The following is a 20817-nucleotide window of genomic DNA, read 5'->3' as shown; positions in this document are numbered from 1 at the left end:
CCGCCCCTCAGCTCTTGAGCAGGTTCACGTCGTCGACCGAGGCCGAGCGCCGGGTACGGAAGATCGCCACGATGATCGCGAGGCCGACGACGACCTCCGCTGCGGCCACGACCATGACGAAGAACGCCAGGACCTGACCCGTCAGCGCGCCGTGGATCCGGGAGAACGTCACGAGCAGCAGGTTCGTCGCGTTGAGCATGAGCTCGACGCCCATGAACACGATGATCGCGTTGCGCCGCAGCAGCACCGTCGTCGCCCCGATCGTGAAGAGGATCGTGGCGAGGACGAGGTAGTGGGTGAGGCTCACGCCTGGTCCTCCTGTCCGGCGACCCCGCGGGGTCCGGTCGACGGTCCGTCCTGACCGCTGTCGCTCACGGCCGCGTCGAGGTCCGGCACGTTGACGCGGGCGCCGGCCGGGTCGGCCGCGGGCGGCGGCGTCGGGCCGTCGCCGGTCGCGGCGTCGTCGGACGCGAACGGTGCGTCGGTGAGCCGGCCGGAGCGCACGCGCGCGCTCCGCGCGGCGAACTCGGCGGCGTCGGCCTCCTGGCCCCGGACGCGCAGCACGCGCGGCACCGAGTCGTCGATGGGCCGCCCCTCGGGGTCGAGGGCCGGGACGTCCATCGCGTTGTGCCGTGCGTACACGCCGGGCGCGGGCAGCGACACCGGGTGGGCGCCGGCGGCGACGCGGGCGTCCGCGCGCTCCTTCTGACCGACGCGCGGCACCAGCCGGGTCCGGTGCGTGTAGACGAGCGCGCCGAGCGCCGCGGTGACGAGCAGCGCGCCGACGACCTCGAACGCCAGCACGTACTCGCCGAAGACGACGTGCGCGATCGCGACCGGGTTGGACGCCTCGTTCGCGGCGTCGAGCCCCTGCGCCGGGCCGTAGGTGGCGCGGCCGACGACGCCCGCGAGCACGACTCCCAGGCCGACGCCGGCGAGCACGCCGATCCAGCGCTGGCCGCGGATCGTCTCGACGAGCGAGTCGGACGCGTCGACGCCGACGAGCATGAGGACGAACAGGAAGAGCATCATGACGGCGCCGGTGTAGACGACGACCTGCACGACGCCGAGGAACACCGCGTCCTGCGCGACGTACAGGAACGCGAGCGAGATCATCACGACCACCACGGACATCGCGGCGTGCACGGCCTTGCGTGCGAACAGCAGGCCGAGCGCGGCGAGCACCATGATCGGGCCGAGCACCCAGAACAGGACGGCCTCACCGGTACCGGCCTCGCCGCCGTCGAGCGCGGTCGCGCCCAGCGGGGCGGCGCTGAGCGCGTGCCCGAGGAGCGCGCTCACCGGGAGCCCTGCTTGGTCGCGGCGGCGGCGAGCGCGGCCTGCGCGGCGGCGGTGGGTCCGGGCACGTTCGCGGCCTCGACGCCCGCGCCCCCGGGCAGCGTCGGGTCGTCGGGGCGGTGCTCGGCGACCCACGCGCGCTGCGCGTCGTCGGGGCCGGTGACCTTGCCCTGGTAGTACTCGGTGTCGCTCGTGCCCTCGACCATCGGGTGCGGCGCGGAGAGCATGCCCTGGCGCAGCGGCGCGAGCAGGTCCTGCTTCTCCCAGATCATCCCGGCGCGCGTCGGGCCGGCGAGCTCGTACTCGTTGGTCATCGTGAGCGCGCGCGTCGGGCACGCCTCGATGCACAGGCCGCAGAAGATGCAGCGCAAGTAGTTGATCTGGTAGACGCGGCCGTACCGCTCGCCCGGGCTGAACTGCGCGTCCGGGGTGTTGTCGGCGCCCTCGACGTAGATCGCGTCCGCGGGGCACGCCCACGCGCACAGCTCGCAGCCGATGCACTTCTCGAGCCCGTCCGCGTAACGGTTGAGCTGGTGGCGGCCGTGGTACCGCGGCTTCGCGGGGACCTTCTCCGACGGGTACTGCTCCGTGACCGTCGGCCGGAACATGTTGGACAGCGTGACGCCGAAGCCGCCGACGGGTGCGAGGACCTCGGACAGCCCGGAGCGCGGCTCGATGAGCGACGTGTAGCCCTCGGTCTCGGGCGTCGCGACCTCGCCGCCGCGCGGCCGCGGCGCGACCGTGCGACCGGGCTGCGCCCCGGGCGCGGGCTTCCCGCCCGCGGGCGTGCCGCCTGCGGGCCGGGGGGCGGCGGGCTTGCCCGACTTGCCCGTGGGCTTGCGCTGGTCAGCCACCGTGCACCTCCTGCGTGACCTGGGGGACGTCGGTCGAGGCCGCCGGGGCGGCGCGCTGCTTGCGGGGGGACGGCGGCAGCGTCTGGCCGGGCAGCGGCGGGACGGGGTAGCCACCCGCGAACGGGTCGAACGGCTGCGGCCCGGACGGCTTGGGCGGTTCGGCCGGCTTCTTGCGCTCGGGGATCGCGAACGACACGAGCAGGCCGAGCACGACGATGCCCGCGAGGACGAACAGCAGAGTCCGCAGGTCGAGCCCCGAGAACTGCCGCACGCCCTGGACGACCGCGACGCAGACGACCCAGACGAGCGCGGCGGGGATGAGCACCTTCCAGCCGAGCTTCATGAACTGGTCGTACCGGAACCGCAGGACGGAGCCGCGGATCCACACGAACACGAACATGAGCGCCCAGAGCTTCGCGAGGAACCACAGGATCGGCCACCAGCCGGTCTGCAGGACGTGGTCCGCCGGGATGAACGGGGCGCGCCAGCCGCCGAGGAAGAGCGTCGTCGCGACCGCCGAGACGTTGAGCATGTTGATGTACTCCGCGAGGAAGAACCACGCGAACTTCATCGACGAGTACTCGGTCATGTAGCCCGAGACGAGCTCGCCCTCGGCCTCGGGGAGGTCGAACGGCAGACGGTTCGTCTCGCCGACCATCGACACGATGTAGAGGACGAACGCGGGCAGGAGCGGCAGGAACCACCAGACCTGCGTCTGCGAGCTCACGATCTGCGACGTCGACATCGAGCCCGCGAGGATGAACACGCTGACGAGCGACAGGCCCATCGCGAGCTCGTACGAGATGACCTGGGCGGTCGAGCGGACCGAGCCGAGCAGCGGGTACGTCGAGCCCGACGACCAGCCGCCCAGGACGATGCCGTACACGCCGACCGAGGCGCACGCGAGGATGTAGAGCACCGCGACCGGGAAGTCGGTGAGCTGCAGCGGCGTGACGATGCCGAACATGCTGACCGACGGACCGAACGGGATGACCGCGAACGTCAGCAGCGAGCAGAACACCGCGATCATCGGCGCGACGATGTAGACGAGCTTGTCGGCCGCCTTGACGGTGACGTCCTCCTTGAACAGGAGCTTCATCGCGTCGGCGAGCGACTGGAGCAGGCCGAACGGGCCGTGCACGTTCGGGCCGGGCCGCACCTGCATGCGCGCGACGACCTTGCGCTCGAACCAGATCGCGATGAGCACGCTGGTCAGCAGGAAGACGACGATCGCGACGGCCTTGAGCAGCCAGATCCAGAAGTTGTCGTTGCTGAAGTCGGCCGCGACGGCGGTGGTGCCGTCGACCGCGAGCTGCAGGGTCATGCGCCGACCTCCTCGTGGGCACTGCGACCGGCATCCTGCCCCGTACCGGTCTCCTCGCGGGTGAGCGCACCCGGCGCGGCGGCGATCCGGACGAGGTCGCCCGCGTCGGCGTGCAGCGTGTCGCGCACGGCGCTGCCGGGCGCGTTGGTCGGGAGCCAGACGACGAGGTCCGGCATGTCGGTGACGACGACGGGCAGCGTGATCGTCCCGGCGTCGGTCGAGACCGCGATCGCTCCCCCGTCGGTCGCGCCGACCGACGCAGCCGTGGCCGCCGAGACGCGCGCGACCGGCCGCTTGGCCGTCCCCGCGAGGAACGGCTCGCCGCTCTGCAGCCGGCCCTCGTCGAGCAGCTGGTGCCACGTCGCGAGGACCGCGGTCCCCGCGGCGACGGCGGGCGGCTCCGCGGCCGGCACGTCCGGGGCGTCGACGCGCGCGCCGTCCCAGCCGCCGAGCTGGTCGAGCTCGGCGTGGACGGCCGTGAGCGACCCGGTGCCGAGCTCGACGCCGAGCGCGTCGGCGAGCCGGTCGAGCACGCGGTGGTCGGGCAGGAAGTGCGACGTCAGCGCCTGCGTGAACGGGCGCGGGCGCCCCTCCCACGTGACGAACGTGCCGGGCTTCTCGACCGGCGGTGCGACGGGCAGGACCACGTCGGCGCGGTCGGTGACCTCGGAGCGGCGGACCTCCAACGAGACGAGGAACGGCACGCGGTCGAGCGCCTCGCGGGCGATCGCCGGGTCGGGCAGGTCGGCCGGCTCGAGACCCCCGACGACGAGGCCGCCCAGGAGGCCGCCGCGCGCGGCGGCGAGGATCTCGCCCGCCGACCGGCCGGGCTCGGCGGGCAGGTGCTCGACGCCCCAGACCGCGGCGATGTCGACGCGCGCGCCCGAGTCGGCGACGGGACGACCGCCCGGCAGCAGGCTCGGCAGCAGGCCCGTCTCGACCGCAGCCCGCTCGCCGACGCGACGCGGGACCCACGCGAGTCGGGCACCCGTGCGGGCGGCGAGCCGCAGCGCGGCGGAGTAGGCACCGGGCGACGACGCGAGCCGCTCGCCCACGAGCACCACGGCGCCCTCGGCGGCCAGCGCGGCCGCGGCGTCGCCGAGCACGTCGTCGGCGCCCGCGACGATCCCGTCGAGCACCTCGGCCTCGGTCCCCGGCGCAGCCGCCAGCAGCGTGCCGGAGAGCCGCTCGAGCCCGCGGCTCGCGAGCGGGGCGACCGACAGGACGCGCGTGCGCTTCTTCACGACCTGCTCGCGCACCCGGAGGAACGCGATGCCGGCCTCCTCCTCGAGCTCGAGCCCGACGAGCAGCACGGCCGGCGCGGCGACGAGGTCGCCGAACGTGACCTCGAGAGTGCGGCCCGCGACGTGGTGGCCGAGGAAGGCCTCCTCCTCCGCCGAGTGCGGGCGCGCGCGGCCGTCGACGTCGTTCGTGCCGAGCGCGACGCGTGCGAACTTCGACCACGCGTACGCGTCCTCGAGGGTGAGGCGCCCACCCGGGAGGGCAGCGAGACCGACGGCCGTCTCCCGCGGGTCGGACGGCGCCTGCGCCGCGCGCAGGCCCGCGGCCGCGACGTCGAGCGCCTCGATCCACGACGCGGGCTCGAGCTCACCGGCCGCGTTGCGGACGAGCGGGGTCGTGATGCGGTCCGGCGCGGACTGCCACGTGAACGCGAAGCGGTCCTTGTCGGTGATCCACTCCTGGTTGACGACCGGGTCGTCGCCCGCGAGGCGCCGCAGCACGACACCGCGGCGGTGGTCGACGCGGATCGCCGAGCCCTGCGAGTCGTGCTCCGCGACGCCCGGGGTCGACACGAGGTCGAACGGGCGCGACCGGAACCGGTACGCCGCGCTGGTCAGGGCGCCCACCGGGCAGATCTGCACGGTGTTGCCGGAGAAGTACGACGCGAACGGGCGGCCCGACGTGTCCTGCGTCGACGCACCCACCGGGGTGTCGCCCGCGAACCCGAGGACGTCGGTGTCGAACGTGCCGATCTGCTGCTGCGCACCGCGCTTCTGCAGGTCGATCCACACGTCACCCGCGACCTCCTCCGAGAACCGCGTGCAGCGCTGGCACAGGACGCAGCGCTCACGGTCGAGCAGGATCTGCGTCGAGATCGCGATCGGCTTGGGGAACGTGCGCTTGACGTCGACGAAGCGCGTCGTCGCGCGGCCGTTCGACATCGCCTGGTTCTGCAGCGGGCACTCGCCGCCCTTGTCGCACACGGGGCAGTCGAGCGGGTGGTTGACGAGCAGCAGTTCCATGACGCCGTGCTGCGCCTTGTCGGCCTCCGCCGACGTGTGCTGCGTCTTGACCTGCATGCCGGGCGTGGCCTCGAGCGTGCAGGACGCCTGCGGCTTCGGCATCTTCGCCAGGTTGCCGTCGCGGCCCGGGGCCCAGACCTCGACGAGGCACTGGCGGCACGCGCCCGCCGGCGCGAGCAGCGGGTGGTCGCAGAACCGCGGGATCTGGATGCCGACCTGCTCGGCCGCGCGGATGACGAGCGTGCCCTTCGGGACGGTCGTCTCGAGCCCGTCGATCTCGAACGTCACCGTGTCCGTCGGCTCGGGCGCGGCAGGCGCCGGTGCGGCCGGGACGAGCGGGGTCGCCGTCGTCGGGCCGGAGGACGTGATGGTCATGCGTGCACCCCCGCGAGGGCCGCCCGGCCGCGCCGGGGGGCGTAGGTGAACAGCGAGCTGTGCTCGGGCGGGAAGAGGACGTCGGCGGGCGTGTGCGTGCCGGCCTCGAACTCCTCCCGGAAGTACTGCACGGCCGACGTGATGGGGCTCGTCGCGCCGTCGCCGAGCGCGCAGAACGCGCGGCCCAGGATGTTGTCGCACAGGTCGAGCAGCAGGTCGATGTCCGCGTGCGTGCCCTGGCCGCCCTCGATGCGCTTGAGCACCTGGACCAGCCAGTACGTGCCCTCGCGACACGGGGTGCACTTGCCGCACGACTCGTGCTTGTAGAACTCGGTCCAGCGCGTCACCGCGCGGACGACCGACGTCGTCTCGTCGAAGATCTGCAGCGCGCGCGTGCCGAGCATCGACCCCGCGGCGCCGACCGACTCGTAGTCGAGGGGCACGTCGAGGTGCTCGGCCGTGAAGATCGGCGTCGACGACCCGCCGGGCGTCCAGAACTTCAGCTGGTGGCCCTCGCGGATGCCGCCCGCCATGTCGAGCAGCTCGCGCAGCGTGATGCCGAGCGGCGCCTCGTACTGCCCCGGCCGCGTGACGTGGCCCGACAGGCTGAACAGGCCGTGGCCCGTCGACCGTTCGGTGCCCATGCCCTTGAACCAGTCCGCGCCGCCGCGCACGATGCCCGGCACCGACGCGATCGACTCGACGTTGTTCACGACCGTCGGGCGCGCGTACAGGCCCGCGACCGCGGGGAACGGGGGCTTGAGCCGCGGCTGGCCGCGCAGGCCCTCGAGCGAGTCGAGCAGCGCGGTCTCCTCGCCGCAGATGTACGCGCCCGCACCGGAGTGCAGCGTGATCTCCAGGTCGAAGCCCGAGCCGAGGATGTTCGTGCCGAGGTAGCCCGCGGCGCGCGCCTCCTCGATCGCCCGCAGCAGCCGCCGGTAGACGTGCACGACCTCGCCGCGTACGTAGAGGAACGCGTGGTGGCAGCCGATCGCGTAGCTCGTGATGATCATGCCCTCGATGAGGTGCTGCGGGCTGGCCATCATGAGCGGGATGTCCTTGCAGGTCCCCGGCTCGGACTCGTCCGCGTTGACCACGAGGTAGCGCGGACCGCCGTCGGGCGCGGGCAGGAAGCCCCACTTCATGCCCGTCGGGAAGCCCGCACCGCCACGGCCGCGCAGACCGGAGTCCTTGACCATCGTCACGACGTCGGCCGCCTGCATGCCGAGCGCGCGGCGCAGGCCGCGGTAGCCGCCCGCGTCCTCGTAGGCGGACAGGGTCCAGGACCGGTCCGCGTCCCAGGTGTCCGTCAGGACCGGGGCCAGGGTCGTCGCCATCACGACTCCTTCGCGTCGTCGGAGGACTGCTTGCGCTGCTCCTGCTCGGCCGAGACGTCGCCCTCGCTGACGGGCGGACGCTCGGCGCTCGACTGCTCGGCGCCCGGCGCGGGCGTGCCCGTCGGGGTGGGCTCGGCCGCGGACGCGGGACGCTCGCCCGCCGGTGCCGCCGGTGCCGCCGGTGCCGCCGGTGCCGCGGCACGCGGGGTGCCCCGCGCCGGCGTCCGGGCCTGCTCGGCGGCGCGCGTGCGCTCCTCGTCGGTGAACGGCGGGGCGGTCCAGCCCTCCTGCCGCGCGAGCTCGAGTCCCCGCAGCGTCGCGGGACCGGCACCCACGCCCTCGTCCGCGCGGCCGTCGGAGAAACCCGCGAGCACGCGGCTCATCTCCTTGAACGTGCACACGTGGTCGGCGCCGCGCGTCGGGGCGACGGGCGTCCCCGCGCGCAGGGCCTCGACGACGTCCTTCGCGGAGTCCGGCGTCTGGTTGTCGAAGAACTCCCAGTTGACCATCACGACGGGCGCGTAGTCGCAGGCCGCGTTGCACTCGACGCGCTCGAGCGTGATCGCGCCGTCCTCGGTGGTCTCGTCGTGGCCGACGCCGAGGTGGTCGGAGAGCTCCTCCCAGATCGCGTCGCCGCCCATGACCGCGCACAGCGTGTTGGTGCAGACCCCGACCGTGTAGTCGCCGTTGGGGTGCCGCTTGTACTGCGTGTAGAACGTCGCGACCGCGCTGACCTCGGCCGTCGTGAGCCCGAGCTCGGCCGCGCAGAACGCGATGCCGCGCGGGCTGACGTAGCCGTCCTCCGACTGCACCAGGTGCAGCAGCGGCAGCAGCGCCGAGCGCTCCTGCGGGTAGCGGGCCTTGATCACCGCCGCGTCCGCGGACAGCCGCGCGCGCGTCTCGTCGTCGAACGCCGTGCGGTGCGTGGCGCCCGGCACGCGGGCGCCCCCGATCTCCTCGACCGACATCAGCGGTCCACCCCTCCGAGCACCGGGTCGAGCGACGCGACGGCGACGACGACGTCGGCCACCTGCCCGCCCTCGCACATGATCGACACGGCCTGCAGGTTGTTGAACGACGGGTCCCGGAAGTGGGCCCGGTACGGCCGCGTGCCGCCGTCGGAGACGAGGTGCACGCCCAGCTCGCCGCGCGGGTGCTCGACGGTCTGGAACACCTGGCCGGCCGGGACGCGGAAGCCCTCGGTCACGAGCTTGAAGTGGTGGATCAGGGCCTCCATCGAGGTGCCCATGATCTCCTTGATGTGGTCGAGCGAGTTGCCCATGCCGTCCGACCCGATCGCGAGCTGCGCGGGCCAGGCGATCTTCTTGTCGCCGACCATGACGGGCCCGGGGCCCATCTTCTGGAGGCGGTCGAGGGTCTGCTCGACGATGTTCATCGACTGGTAGCACTCCTCCATGCGGAGGACGACGCGCGCCCACGAGTCCGCCTCGGTCGCGACCGGGACCTCGAAGTCGTACGTCTCGTAGCCGCAGTACGGCGCGGCCTTGCGCACGTCGTACGGCAGGCCGGCCGACCGCAGCACCGGGCCCGTGATGCCGAGCGCCATGCAGCCCGACAGGCCGAGGTAGCCGACCTCCTTGAGGCGCAGGTGGAGGATCGGGTTGGCCATCATGAGGTCTTCGAGCTGCTTGAAGTAGTGGCGCATCGACGTGAGCGCCTCGCGGATCGTGTCGATCGCGCCGGGCGGGATGTCCTGCGCGACACCGCCGGGGCGGATGAACGCGTGGTTCATGCGCAGGCCCGTGATGAGCTCGAAGATCCGCAGGACCTCCTCGCGGGCCGTGAAGCCCACGGTCATGATCGTCGTCGCACCGAGCTCGTTGCCACCGGTCGCGAGGCACACGAGGTGCGACGCGATGCGGTTGAGCTCCATGAGCAGCACGCGGATGACCGTCGCGCGCTCGGGCACGTCGTCCGTGATCCCGAGGAGCTTCTCGACGCCCAGGCAGTACGCGGCCTCCTGGAACAGCGGCGCCACGTAGTCCATGCGCGTGCAGAAGGTCACGCCCTGGGTCCAGGTGCGGAACTCCATGTTCTTCTCGATGCCGGTGTGCAGGTAGCCGATGCCCGCGCGGGCCTCGGTGACCGTCTCACCGTCGATCTCGAGCATGAGCCGGAGCACGCCGTGCGTCGACGGGTGCTGCGGGCCCATGTTGACGACGATGCGCTCCTCGCCGAGGCGCGCCGCCTCCTCGGCGATGTCCGACCAGTCGCCGCCGGACGCCTCGAACGTCGGGACGCCCGTCGTCTCGTCGTCGACCAGGTGCGCGGTCGCGTGGGGGGTGCTCATGAGTAGGACCTCCGCTGGTCCGGGGGCGGCACGGTCGCGCCCTTGTACTCGACCGGGATGCCGCCGAGGGGGTAGTCCTTGCGCTGCGGGTGGCCCGGCCAGTCGTCGGGCATCTCGATGCGCGCGAGGCCGGGGTGGCCGTCGAAGACGATGCCGAAGAAGTCGTACGTCTCGCGCTCGTGCCAGTCGTTGGCCGGGTAGACGGACGTCGTCGACGGGATGTGCGGGTCGGCGTCGGGCGCCGTCACCTCGAACCGGAGGCGACGCCCGTGGGTCACCGACACCACGTGGTAGACGGCGTGCAGCTCGCGGCCCGTCTCGTGCGGGTAGTGCACGCCGCTGACGCCGAGGCTGAGCTCGAACCGCAGGTCGGGGTCGTCGCGCAGCGCGCTCGCGACCGCGACGACGTGCTCGCGCGCGACGTGCAGCGTGAGCTCCTCACGGTCCACGACCACCGACTCGACGGCGTTCGCGAAGCCCGTGCCGTTCTCGTCGAGGACCTCCGTCAGCACGTCGACGACCTCGTCGAACCAGCCGCCGTACGGGCGCTCGCTCGCGGCCGGCATCAGGACCGGGACGACGAGCCCGCCGTACCCGGAGGTGTCACCCGTGCCGTGCGCGCCGAACATGCCCTGCCGGACGTCGACGACCTCGAGCGGCGTGCGCGCGGCCGGGACGTTCTGGCCACCGGCCTCGAGCGCCGCCTCGCTGGTCTTCTGCGCCTCCGTGCCGGCGTCGCCGGGCTTCACGGCCGCGGCGGCGTCCTTCTCCTGGCCCGTCTTCTCGTCGGTCATCGCAGCAGGCCCGTCATGTGCGAGGTGGGCGTCGCGGCGAGCGCGGCGGCCTCGGCGGCGGCCGCGGCCTCACGACGGTTCACGCCGAGCGGCTCGTTCTGGATCTGCTCGTGCAGCGTGAGGATCGCGTTGATGAGCATCTCGGGCCGCGGCGGGCAGCCCGGCAGGTAGATGTCCACCGGCACGACGTGGTCGACGCCCTGCACGATCGCGTAGTTGTTGAACATGCCGCCCGACGAGGCGCACACGCCCATCGACAGCACCCACTTCGGCGCGGACATCTGGTCGTAGACCTGCCGCACGACGGGCGCCATCTTCTGGCTGACCCGGCCCGCGACGATCATCAGGTCGGCCTGCCGCGGCGACGCGCGGAACACCTCCATGCCGAACCGCGACAGGTCGTACCGCGGCGCACCGGCGGCCATCATCTCGATCGCGCAGCACGCGAGGCCGAACGTCACCGGCCACAGCGAACCCTTGCGGAAGTAGCCGACCAGGTCCTCGACCGTCGTCAGCAGGAATCCCGAGGGAGCCTCTTCGATCCCCATGCGTCAGCCCTCCGTCCGTCGCCGTGCTGTGGTGCCTGTGGCCCTGCCTGTGCGCGCGCCCCGGGGAGCCTCCCCCGGCCGTCGCGCCCCCGTCCGTGACGTCAGTCCCACTCGAAGCCCCCGCGCCGCCACTCGTAGACGAACGGCACCGTGATGAGCACGAGGAACACGAGCATCGCGACGAGCCCGAACACCGCGAGGTCGCCGAACGCGACGGCCCACGGGTAGAGGAAGACGACCTCGATGTCGAAGACGATGAACGTCATCGCCACCAGGTAGTACTTGATCGGGAACCGGCCACCGCCGATGGCGTGCGGCGTCGGCTCGATGCCGCACTCGTACGCCTCCAGCTTGGCGCGGTTGTAGCGCTTCGGTCCGAGGATCGCGCTGGCCCCGACACCGCCGAGCGCGAGCACGGCCGCGATGCCCATGAGGACGAGCAGCGGGGCGTACGGGTTGTCCATCAGGACGTCACTCCTCTTCGTCGAGGCCGAGCCGAGGGCGGGTGCGGGGCGGACAGCTCATGCGGCCGGTGCGATCCGTGCCAGCCCGGCGATCACCCGGTCCACCATGTCACCGCCCCGGGGTTCGTAGCAGTCGGACAGCAGCTTGAGCACGAACTTCATGAGCAGCGGCCGCGGCAGGCCGTAGCGGGTGCAGATCCGCATGACCTCGGGGTGCTCGATGAGCCGGACGAACACGCGACCGAGCGTGTAGTACCCGCCGAGGTCGTCCTTCATGCGGCGCTGGTACGTCGCGAACGCGCGCTCGCGGCCTGCCGCGGTCCCCCGCGCGAGGCCCTGCGCGATCGCGTCGGCGGCGACCCGACCGGCCTGCAGGCCGTACGCGATGCCCTCGCCGTTGAACGGGCTGACCATGCCCGCGGAGTCGCCCGCGAGCATGAGCCCGTCGCCGTACAGCGGCCCGCGGTTGAAGCCCATCGGGAGCGCGGCGCCGCGCACCTGGCCGACCTGGTTCTCGGGCGTGAACTCCCACTCGGCGGGCGCGTTGCGCATCCACGCGGCGAACAGCGCCTTGTAGTCGACCTTCGTCGCGGCGGCCGTCGAGCTCACCGAGCCGAGGCCCACGTTCGCGGTGCCGTCGCCGAGGGAGAAGATCCAGCCGTAGCCCGGCATGAGGTTCGACCGGCCGGGCTCGCCGTCCCAGAGCTCGAGGTGGCTCTCCATCCACGGGTCGTCGTGGCGCGGCGTGCGGAAGTAGGTGCGGACGGCGACGCCCATCGGACGGTCGTCGCGCTTGGTGCGGCCGGCCGACGTGGCCAGGCGGGTGGAGACGCCGTCTGCGGCGATGACGACGGGCGCCCGGTAGACGACCTCGTCGCCCGCGCGGTGGCCCTTGTCGTCGACAGGACGGGCCGTGACGCCCACGACGCGCCCCGTCCGCTCGTCACGCACCGGGCCCGTCACGGACGTGCGCTCGAGCAGCTTGGCGCCGCCCGCGCGGGCGTGCGACGCGAGCGTGTGGTCGAGCGACATGCGCGACTTCGCGAGGCCGTACGACGGGTACGAGGAGAGCTCGGGCCACGGCAGCTCGAGGCGGTGGCCACCGCCGATCACGCGCAGCCCGCGGTTGCGGATCCAGCCGTCCTGCTCGCGCAGCGGCAGTCCCATGCGCACGAGCTCGGCGACCGCGCGCGGCGTCAGGCCGTCGCCGCAGACCTTGTCGCGCGGGAACGCGGCCTTCTCGAGGAGGAGCACGTCGAGACCTGCGGAGGCGCAGTGGAACGCGGCGCTCGAGCCGGCCGGCCCTGCGCCCACGACGATGACGTCAGCGTCATCCGTCGTCGTCCCCACCACGAGCGGCTCCCCACTTGTGACGATGTTCACGTGCGGTCAGCGCGAGTGTAACCACGGCATCTGACGGTGTCTCCGAAGGTGTGCCTAACCTGTGGAGGCGGCGTGAAGAAGGGCCGCTGGCCTGCGACTCCGCGTCGGCGTCGCACCGGGCGCGGCGTCCCGCGCGCCGCACAGGGCCCGCGACCGGCCGTGAGAATCGGACGGGACCGCCGCGACCGGCCCCGACCAGCGTCGTCACCCGGTCGGACGCCCCGCACGGCTCACTCCGGACGCGTGCCGCGGTGCAGCGCGACGATCCCGCCGGACAGGTTCCGGAACGCCACGTGCTCCCAGCCCGCGCGCTTCACCAGGAGGCCCAGCGCGCGCTGGTCCGGCCACTCGCGGATCGACTCCGCGAGGTACGTGTACGCCTCGGGCTCCTTCGAGACGGCCCGCGCGACCGGCGGAAGGGCCCGCATCAGGTAGTTCGAGTAGACCGTGCGGAACGGCTTCCACGACGGCGTCGAGAACTCGCACACCACGAGCCGCCCGCCCGGCCGGGTCACGCGCAGCAGCTCCTCGAGCGCGGCGGAGACGTCCGACACGTTGCGCAGCCCGAACGACATGGTCACCGCGTCGAACGACGCGTCCGCGAACGGCAGGTGCAGCGCGTCGCCGGCCACGAAGGCCAGGTCCGGGCGACGGCGCTTGCCGACCTCGAGCATGCCCATCGACAGGTCGCACGCGACCACGCGCACGCCCGCGTCCGCGAGCGGCTCGGCCGACGTGCCCGTCCCGGCGGCCAGGTCGAGGACCGTCTCCCCCGGCTGCGCGGCGAGCGCGCCGAGCGTCGCCTTGCGCCACGCGCGGTCCTGGCCGAGCGAGATGACGTCGTTCGTCACGTCGTACCGGTGCGCGACCGCGTCGAACATGCGCGCGACGTCGCGAGGGTCCTTCTCGAGGGAGGCACGGGACATGCCGCCCATCGTCGCAGGTCCGCCCTCCGCCGACGAGCCGCGTCCCGCGCGCCGCGCCGCACGGGGGTGCCGCGTACGTCACACCGCCGTCGACGAGCAGCGCCCGCCACGGGTCCTACCCTGGACGTGATGACCACGCAGACCGCCGCGCCCGCGGACGCGGTCCCCCAGCCGCTCGTGGTGCGGACGGTCGCCCTGGACGACCTCGGCCGGACGCACGACGCCGACGCCGGCACCCCCGACCCCGCGGACCTGCTCGACCTGCTGCCCTCCGACGCACCCCTCGCGTGGGTCCGGCGCGGCGACGGGATCGTGGCCTGGGGCGAGACGCTGCGCGTCGAGGTCACCGGCGCCGACCGGTTCGCGCGCGCCGAGGAGGCCTGGCGGTCCGTCCTCGCGCACGCCGTGGTCCGCGACGAGGTCCACGTGCCCGGCACCGGCCCCGTCGCGTTCGCGTCGTTCGCGTTCGACGACGACTCCCCCGCGGGCGGCGTCGTCGTCGTGCCGCGCGTCGTCGTCGGCCGCCGCGGCGGCCGCACCTGGCTCACGACCCTCACCGCCGGGCCGCGGCTCGGCGCCGCGCCCACGCTCGCGGACGTCGTCGGCCCGCACGTCCCGCCCGTCGCACCCGGCGACGTCGAGTACCGCGACGGCGCCGTCCCCGCCGACGACTGGCGCGACGTCGTCGCCGCCGGGGTCGCCGCGATCCGCGCCGGCGAGGTCGAGAAGGTCGTCCTCGCGCGCGACGTGCGCGCCCGCACCCAGCACCCCGTCGACGTGCGCTGGGCCCTGCAGCGGCTCGCCCGCCGGTACCCGTCCTGCTGGACGTTCAGCGTCGACGGGCTCCTGGGCGCGACGCCCGAGCTGCTCGTCCGGTCCGAGAAGGGCCTCGTCACCTCGCGCGTGCTGGCCGGCACGATCCGCCGGACGGGCGACGACGCCGCCGACATGGCGCGCGCCGCGATCCTCGCGCACTCGTCGAAGGACCTCGAGGAGCACGAGTACGCGGTGTCGTCCGTGGCCCGCGCGCTCGAGCCGTTCTGCTCGTCGACGAACGTGCCCGACGTGCCCTTCGTGCTGCACCTGCCGAACGTCCTGCACCTCGCGTCCGACGTGACCGGCGTGCTCACCGCGCCGGTCGGCACCACGACGCACCCGTCGTCGCTCGCGCTCGCGGCCGCGCTGCACCCGACCGCCGCCGTGTGCGGCACGCCGACGACCGCCGCCCGCGCGCTCATCGCGCAGGTCGAGGGCATGGACCGCGGCCGCTACGCCGGGCCGGTCGGGTGGATGGGCGCCGACGGCGACGGCGAGTGGGGCATCGCCCTGCGGTCCGCGCAGGTCGACGCGCAGGACCCGCGCGAGGTGCGGCTCTTCGCGGGCTGCGGCATCGTCGCCGCGTCCGACCCCGCCGCCGAGCTCGCCGAGTCCGAGGCGAAGCTCGTGCCGATGCGTGACGCGCTCGGCCGCGACGCCTGACGCGTCGCCGACCTCGCCATGCCTGCCGCGTCGCCGACCTCGCCATGCCTGCCGCGTCGCCGACCACGCCATGCCGGCCGCGTCGCCGACCTCGGCGACACCTGCCGCGTCGCCGACCTCGCGGCGCCTGACGCCACCGATCTCGCGACGCCTGCCGGTTCTCGACCCGTCCGACACCTGACGGTCGCCCGTTCCCACGAGCTGCTCGCGGGCCCGGCCGCGCGATGCCCGCGGCACCTCCGCCTCCGTCGCCGGCCGGGCCCGGGCAGCACGACGCCCCCGGCCGTCCGTGGGCCGGGGGCGTCGACGCGGTCCGAGACCGCGGGCACGGGGGCCGCCGGGGAGAGCGGCCCCCGGCGCCGCACGGGTGCCGTCGCCGTCATGGGCGGGGGACGCGGCCGTGACGGCGGTGACCCGTGCGGGTCGGGTGCCGGGCACCTGCGGGGGGTACGGGTGCCCGGCGGTGGCGGTCGGGTCGACCGGGGTGAGCGGCTCCGGGGTGCGAGCCGCGAGTCCCGTGCGACCCCGGGGACGGTGCTGGTCCGTCACCGGGGTCGCGGTCGGGAAGCGTGAGGCGTCAGCCCTGACCCTGACCCTGGAACCACTTCCACAGGTCCTCGGGGGTCATGCCGCCCGGCAGGCCGCCCGGACCCTGCTGGTCCTGGCCCTGGCCCTGCTGGCCCGGGTCCTGGCCCTGGTCCTGCCCCTGGCCGCCGCCCTGCGGGTCCTGCGGGGTCGCCGCGGACTCCGGGCGGGCGGCGAGCGTCACGTCGACCTCCGACGCCTTGCCGTCGCGGACGACCGTGAGCGTCGCCTGGTCGCCGGACGCGAGCGCCCGGACGTAGGCCGTGAGCGACTCGGCGCCCCCGACCGCCTTGCCGTCGATCGCGACGACGACGTCCTTGACCTCGAGGCCGGCCTTGGACGCGGGCGAGTCTGCGCTCACCTCCTCGACGACCGCGCCGCGGCGGGTCACGCCGTCGGCGGTCGCGGTGCCGTCGGACAGGCTCACGCCGAGGAACGCGTGCTCGGCGGTGCCGTCGTCGATGAGCTGCGACGCGATGTTCTTCACGAGGTTCACCGGGATGGCGAAGCCGAGGCCGATCGAGCCGGACTGCTGCGACATCGTCGCGATCGACGAGTTGATGCCGATGACACGGCCCTGCGCGTCGAACAGCGGACCGCCGGAGTTGCCGGGGTTCACCGCGGCGTCGACCTGGATCGCGTTGGTCACGGTCGCCTGGCTGCCGTCCTCCGCGGAGGTCGACACCGGGCGGTCGACGGCCGACACGATGCCGGTCGTCACGGTGTTGGCGAGGCCGAGCGGGTTGCCGACGGCCATGACGGACTGGCCGACCTCGACCTTGGCGGAGTCGCCGAGCGCGGCCGCGACGAGGTCGTCGGGGGCGTCGTCGAGCTTGATGACCGCGAGGTCCGTCGTCGGGTCGGTGCCGACGACGCTCGCCTCGAACAGGCGGCCGTCGGTCAGCGTGACCTGGACCTTGCCCTGCGCGCCGGCCACGACGTGGTTGTTCGTGACGATGTGGCCCTGGTCGTCGACGATGACACCCGACCCCTGGGCGCCGCCCTGGCCGGTGCTGACCTCGATCGCGACGACGGACGGCGCGACGGCCTGCGAGACCGCCTGCCAGTCGGGGGCGTCGTTCGTCGAGCCCGCGACGGGGACCGTGTCGGTCGTGTCGCGGCCGATCTCGGCGAGCGAGGCCGGGCGCGAGCCGTCGGCGCGCTCGTCGCCGATCGTGAACGCGGCACCGGTCGCGGCGACGCCGAGGATCGCGGCGGCCGCGGCGGCGGACACGACCGGGATCCAGGTGCGGCGCTTGCGCGGTCCGGTGGCGCCGGGCTGCGTCGCGGTCGGGCCGTACGGCGGGACGCCGGCGCCCGCGGGGGCGGTGCGGACCGGCCCGTACGGGGCGTGCTGCGGTGCGCCCTGCGGGTGGACCGTCGCGGACTGGTGCGCGCCCACCGCGACGGGCTGCTGCTGCGCGCCGTGCTGCTGGGTCGCGTGCTGCTGCGCCGGGTGCTGCTGCGCGAACTGCTGCGCCGCGGCGTGCTGCGCGGCCGCCTGCTGGGCCGCGGTCCACTGCGCGTGGTACGCGGCGTCACGCTCGGCACGCACCCGCGCGGCCTCCTCGTGGGCCGCCTGGCGGCGGGCCTGCTCCTGCGCGTGGACCTCGCCCGGTGCGGCGGGGTGCGGGGCGGTGAAGGGGTTGGTCGGGTGGGCCGGCTGCGTGGGCAGGGGCTGCGTCGCGCCGATCGGCGGGATCGGCTGCGTCGGCTGCGCCTGGGGGTGGTTCTCGCCCGCGCCGTGCTCTGGGGTGCTCGTCATCGTGGGTCCCTCCTTGTCGTCCTCCATGAAAGGACGTCGTGCTGGAGGGAGGCTCAGACGAACCTGGGAACTTGCTGTCAGTTCCTCATGCGTCCGGCAGGAGTGCCGCGCGGGCGCCGGCAGCGACCGGTCAGCCGAGGGCGCCGTCGACCGCGCGCGCCACGTCGGCCGCGACGCGCTCGCCGAGCGCCCGCCGCCCGGTGCGGTCCACGCGGACCTCGACGACGCTCAGCCCGGGTCCGGGCGCCGCGAGCGCGGGCAGCAGGCCCTCGGCGTCGACGACGCGCGTGTGCCGCACCCCGTACCCCGCGCACAGGGCCGCGACGTCGACGCCGTGCGGGGTCGCGAACACGCGCTCGAACACGTCGGACCGGTCGGGCTCGCCCGGCTCGAGGGTCGCGAAGATCGACCCGCCGTCGTCGTTCGCCACGACGACCTGCAGGTCGACGACCGGCTCGAGCGGACCGCGCAGCAGGCCTCCGACGTCGTGCAGGAACGTCAGGTCGCCCACGAGCGCGCGGACGCGTCGGCGTGGCAGCCCGAGCGCGACGCCCGCGGCGGTCGACAGCGTGCCGTCGATCCCGGCGAGCCCGCGGTTCGCGAGGACGAGCGGGGCGGTGTCCCAGCGGGCGACGAGGTCGAGGTCGCGAACCGGGTTCGACGAGCCGACGACGAGGACGTCGTGCGGCTGCAGCACCCCCGCGACCGCGCGGGCGAGCGCCGGGCCCGTGACGCGCGTGCCGCTGCGCGAGCGTCGGGCGTCCCGCTCCCCCGGGCCGTCGAGCAGCGCGTCGACCGCCGCGTCGGCGGCCTTGCCGGCCGTCTGCCACGCCTCGAGCCAGCCGGTCGGGGCGTGCACGCGGCCGCGCAGCATGCGGGCGGGCACCTCTGTGAGCACGTCGGACGCGTTGCGCGCGGCGTCGGGCCACGCCCCGCCCTGCGGCGCGACGACCACGACCTCGACGTCGGCCCGCCCGAGCAGGCGCTGCACGGGCCGGGACAGCGTCGGCCGGCCGAGGACGACCACGCGCCGGACCGCACCGCCGAGCCGCGGGTCCGCGAGCAGGAGGCGGTAGGCCGCGATCGCGTTCGGTCCACCGCGCGCGCCCGAGGACGGCTCCGCGAGCAGGGGCCAGCCGCACGCCTCGGCGACGCGTCGCGCGACCGGGCCGGCGCCGTCACCCGCGACCACGACGGTCGGGACTGCCCCCCGACGGCGACCGGACGCCGTCGCACCGGCCGCACCGCCCGCGGACGCCAGGGCCGCACGCGCGTCGACGACCGCGGGCAGCGCCGCGGTCACGGCGCCCGGGAGCCCCGCACCGCGTGACTGCACGTTGCCGAGCCCGACCGCCGACGGCTCGGGCCAGGGCCCGGGCGGCGGGACGAGCGGCTCCCGGTAGGCGAGGTCGAGGTGCACCGGGCCGGGGTCGCCCGTGCGCGCACCGGTGGCGGCGGCGACCGCGCGCGAGACGAGGTGGCGCAGGTCGCGGGCCTCGTCGGGCAGGCCGACCGGTGCGGGCACGTCGGCGGCGAGCCGCACGGCGGCACCGAAGATCCCGGGCTGCACGGTCGTCTGGTTGGCGCCGGTCCCGCGCAGCTCGTGCGGCCGGTCGGCCGTGAGCAGGAGCAGCGGGACGCCCGCGTGGTGCGCCTCGAGGACCGCGGGGTGCAGGTTCGCGACGGCCGTGCCCGACGTGGTGACGACGGCGACGGGCCGCGCGCCGTCCTCGTCGTGGGCCGCCGCACGCGCGAGCCCGAGGGCCAGGAACCCGGCGGACCGCTCGTCGATCCGCACGTGCAGGCGGATGGCGGGGGCACCGGCGGGACGCTCGTCGTCGGGACGGGCGGCGTCCGCGAGCGCGTACGCGAGCGGCGCGCTGCGCGACCCGGGGGCGAGCACGACGTCCCGGACGCCGAGCGTGGCGAGCGCCTGCACGAGCACGCGTGCGGCCGTCGTGGCCGGGCTCGGGTCGCGTGGCTGCGTCGTCACGTCGGACATCATGCCGTCCACGTCGCCCGCGGGCCGGTCGTGTCGCCCGCCGGGGTCCCGGTGGGCGAGCCGGTCGGGTCGCCCGTCGGGATCCCGGTGCCGCGTGGGCCACGGGCACCGGCGACCGCGAGGACGTCGTCGAGCCGGCGGTGCCAGCGTGCGGTCAGCGCGTCGTCGGCCGCGTGCGCCGCGAGCAGCCGCGCGTCCGGCACGGGACGGCGCACGGGCACCGCACCGTCGACCGGCAGGAGCGGGTCGGCGACGACGTCGGCCGTGAGGAGCTGCGCGGTCGCGAGGCCGCACGCGTACGGGAGCTCGGGCAGCGCGGCCGCGAGCGCGACGCCGGCCGCGAGCCCGACCGACGACTCGAGCGCGGACGACACGACGACCGGCAGGCCGCAGTCCTCGGCGATCCGCAGGCACGCGCGCACCCCGCCGAGCGGCTGGACCTTGAGCACGAGCACGTCGGCCGCGCCCGCGCGCGCGACGGCGAGGGGGTCGTCGGCCCGCCGGACGGACTCGTCGGCGGCGATCGGGACGTGCGTGCGGCGGCGCAGCGCGGCGAGGTCGTCGACGGTCGGCACGGGCTGCTCGGCGTACTCGAGCCCACCAGCGGCGCGGTCGAGCACCGCGAGCCGGGCGACCGCGGTGTCGACGTCCCACGCGGCGTTGGCGTCGACGCGGATCGCACCGTCGGGCCCGAGCGCGTCGCGGACCGCTTCGAGCCGGGCGACCTCGTCGTCGACGGTCTGCCCGGGCTCGGCGACCTTGACCTTGGCGGTCCGGCAGCCGCCCGAGGCGCGGACGATCCGGTGCGCGGTCGCGGCGTCGACCGCGGGCACGGTCACGTTGACCGGGACGGTCGCGCGGACAGGTTCGGGCCACCCCTGGTCGGCGGCCTCGCGTGCCGCACGCCACCACGCGGCGGACTCGGTCGCGTCGTAGTCCCAGAACGGGCTGAACTCGCCCCACCCGGCGTCCCCGCGGACGAGGACCCCGTCGCGGCTGGTCAGGCCGCGGAACCGGGTCCGCATCGGCACGGACCAGACGACCGGGGACGGCGTGGCGGGCATCGGGCCAGCGTACGTCGGCCGCCGGGCGCTCCCGGACGGCCGT

Annotated in this window: 17 protein-coding genes; 1 reads left to right on the top strand and 16 read right to left on the bottom strand. The window is 74.5% G+C overall.

What is annotated here, in order from left to right:
* Positions 1 to 7 precede the first annotated feature (7 nt).
* The 13 genes from nuoK to KOV94_RS03215 form a co-directional block, all read right to left on the bottom strand.
* A complete protein-coding gene (gene nuoK, locus KOV94_RS03275) occupies positions 8 to 307 on the bottom strand; it encodes an NADH-quinone oxidoreductase subunit NuoK (protein WP_124343911.1) in 300 nt (99 codons plus the stop codon).
* Positions 304 to 1302, bottom strand: coding sequence for an NADH-quinone oxidoreductase subunit J (locus tag KOV94_RS03270; RefSeq protein ID WP_218051205.1), 999 nt, complete (start codon positions 1300 to 1302; stop codon positions 304 to 306). Before KOV94_RS03270 ends, nuoK begins: the two co-directional genes overlap by 4 nt.
* Entirely contained in the window at positions 1299 to 2153 is an 855-nt protein-coding gene (nuoI, locus tag KOV94_RS03265; protein WP_372449429.1) for an NADH-quinone oxidoreductase subunit NuoI, read from the bottom strand. The genes KOV94_RS03270 and nuoI overlap by 4 nt, the downstream gene beginning before the upstream one ends.
* A complete protein-coding gene (gene nuoH / locus KOV94_RS03260) occupies positions 2146 to 3477 on the bottom strand; it encodes an NADH-quinone oxidoreductase subunit NuoH (protein WP_124344350.1) in 1332 nt (443 codons plus the stop codon). Before nuoH ends, nuoI begins: the two co-directional genes overlap by 8 nt.
* Complete coding sequence (locus tag KOV94_RS03255) at positions 3474 to 6116, bottom strand: NADH-quinone oxidoreductase subunit G (RefSeq protein ID WP_218051204.1); 2643 nt, start codon at positions 6114 to 6116, stop codon at positions 3474 to 3476. Before KOV94_RS03255 ends, nuoH begins: the two co-directional genes overlap by 4 nt.
* Entirely contained in the window at positions 6113 to 7453 is a 1341-nt protein-coding gene (gene nuoF / locus KOV94_RS03250) for an NADH-quinone oxidoreductase subunit NuoF (RefSeq protein ID WP_124344352.1), read from the bottom strand. Before nuoF ends, KOV94_RS03255 begins: the two co-directional genes overlap by 4 nt.
* Positions 7453 to 8421 (bottom strand): NADH-quinone oxidoreductase subunit NuoE, encoded by a 969-nt coding sequence (nuoE, locus tag KOV94_RS03245; RefSeq protein ID WP_218051203.1) that lies wholly within the window; start codon positions 8419 to 8421, stop codon positions 7453 to 7455. Before nuoE ends, nuoF begins: the two co-directional genes overlap by 1 nt.
* Positions 8421 to 9764 (bottom strand): NADH-quinone oxidoreductase subunit D, encoded by a 1344-nt coding sequence (locus KOV94_RS03240; protein WP_124344450.1) that lies wholly within the window; start codon positions 9762 to 9764, stop codon positions 8421 to 8423. Before KOV94_RS03240 ends, nuoE begins: the two co-directional genes overlap by 1 nt.
* Complete coding sequence (locus tag KOV94_RS03235; protein ID WP_218051202.1) at positions 9761 to 10558, bottom strand: NADH-quinone oxidoreductase subunit C; 798 nt, start codon at positions 10556 to 10558, stop codon at positions 9761 to 9763. Before KOV94_RS03235 ends, KOV94_RS03240 begins: the two co-directional genes overlap by 4 nt.
* A complete protein-coding gene (locus KOV94_RS03230) occupies positions 10555 to 11106 on the bottom strand; it encodes a NuoB/complex I 20 kDa subunit family protein (protein WP_124344448.1) in 552 nt (183 codons plus the stop codon). The genes KOV94_RS03235 and KOV94_RS03230 overlap by 4 nt, the downstream gene beginning before the upstream one ends.
* A gap of 101 nt (positions 11107 to 11207) precedes the next feature.
* Positions 11208 to 11570 (bottom strand): NADH-quinone oxidoreductase subunit A, encoded by a 363-nt coding sequence (locus KOV94_RS03225; RefSeq protein WP_124344447.1) that lies wholly within the window; start codon positions 11568 to 11570, stop codon positions 11208 to 11210.
* A gap of 57 nt (positions 11571 to 11627) precedes the next feature.
* Positions 11628 to 12953 carry a geranylgeranyl reductase family protein gene (locus tag KOV94_RS03220; protein WP_371852399.1) on the bottom strand — a complete coding sequence of 442 codons (1326 nt, stop codon included), beginning with the start codon at positions 12951 to 12953 and terminating at the stop codon, positions 11628 to 11630.
* Between the two features lie 230 nt (positions 12954 to 13183).
* Entirely contained in the window at positions 13184 to 13879 is a 696-nt protein-coding gene (locus KOV94_RS03215) for a demethylmenaquinone methyltransferase (protein WP_218051201.1), read from the bottom strand.
* Positions 13880 to 14008: 129 nt separating this feature from the next.
* Here KOV94_RS03215 and KOV94_RS03210 point away from each other — a divergent pair, with 129 nt between their 5' ends.
* Positions 14009 to 15358, top strand: coding sequence for an isochorismate synthase (locus tag KOV94_RS03210; protein WP_124344445.1), 1350 nt, complete (start codon positions 14009 to 14011; stop codon positions 15356 to 15358).
* 577 nt (positions 15359 to 15935) lie between these two features.
* Here the strand turns inward: KOV94_RS03210 and KOV94_RS03205 are convergent.
* The 3 genes from KOV94_RS03205 to KOV94_RS03195 all read right to left on the bottom strand — a co-directional run bounded on the left by KOV94_RS03205 (position 15936) and on the right by KOV94_RS03195 (position 20774).
* Entirely contained in the window at positions 15936 to 17708 is a 1773-nt protein-coding gene (locus KOV94_RS03205) for a S1C family serine protease (protein WP_225915918.1), read from the bottom strand.
* 130 nt (positions 17709 to 17838) lie between these two features.
* Positions 17839 to 19713: a 2-succinyl-5-enolpyruvyl-6-hydroxy-3-cyclohexene-1-carboxylic-acid synthase gene (menD, locus tag KOV94_RS03200; protein ID WP_218051199.1), complete on the bottom strand. Its 1875-nt coding sequence runs from the start codon at positions 19711 to 19713 to the stop codon at positions 17839 to 17841.
* Complete coding sequence (locus tag KOV94_RS03195; RefSeq protein ID WP_218051198.1) at positions 19710 to 20774, bottom strand: o-succinylbenzoate synthase; 1065 nt, start codon at positions 20772 to 20774, stop codon at positions 19710 to 19712. The genes menD and KOV94_RS03195 overlap by 4 nt, the downstream gene beginning before the upstream one ends.
* Positions 20775 to 20817: the final 43 nt, after the last annotated feature.

This window comes from Cellulomonas algicola, from assembly GCF_019024305.1.
In the GTDB taxonomy this organism is placed as follows: Bacteria; Actinomycetota; Actinomycetes; order Actinomycetales; family Cellulomonadaceae; genus Cellulomonas; species Cellulomonas algicola.
Note: the sequence above shows the minus strand (reverse complement) of the source record. Positions and strands in the feature narration are given on the sequence as shown.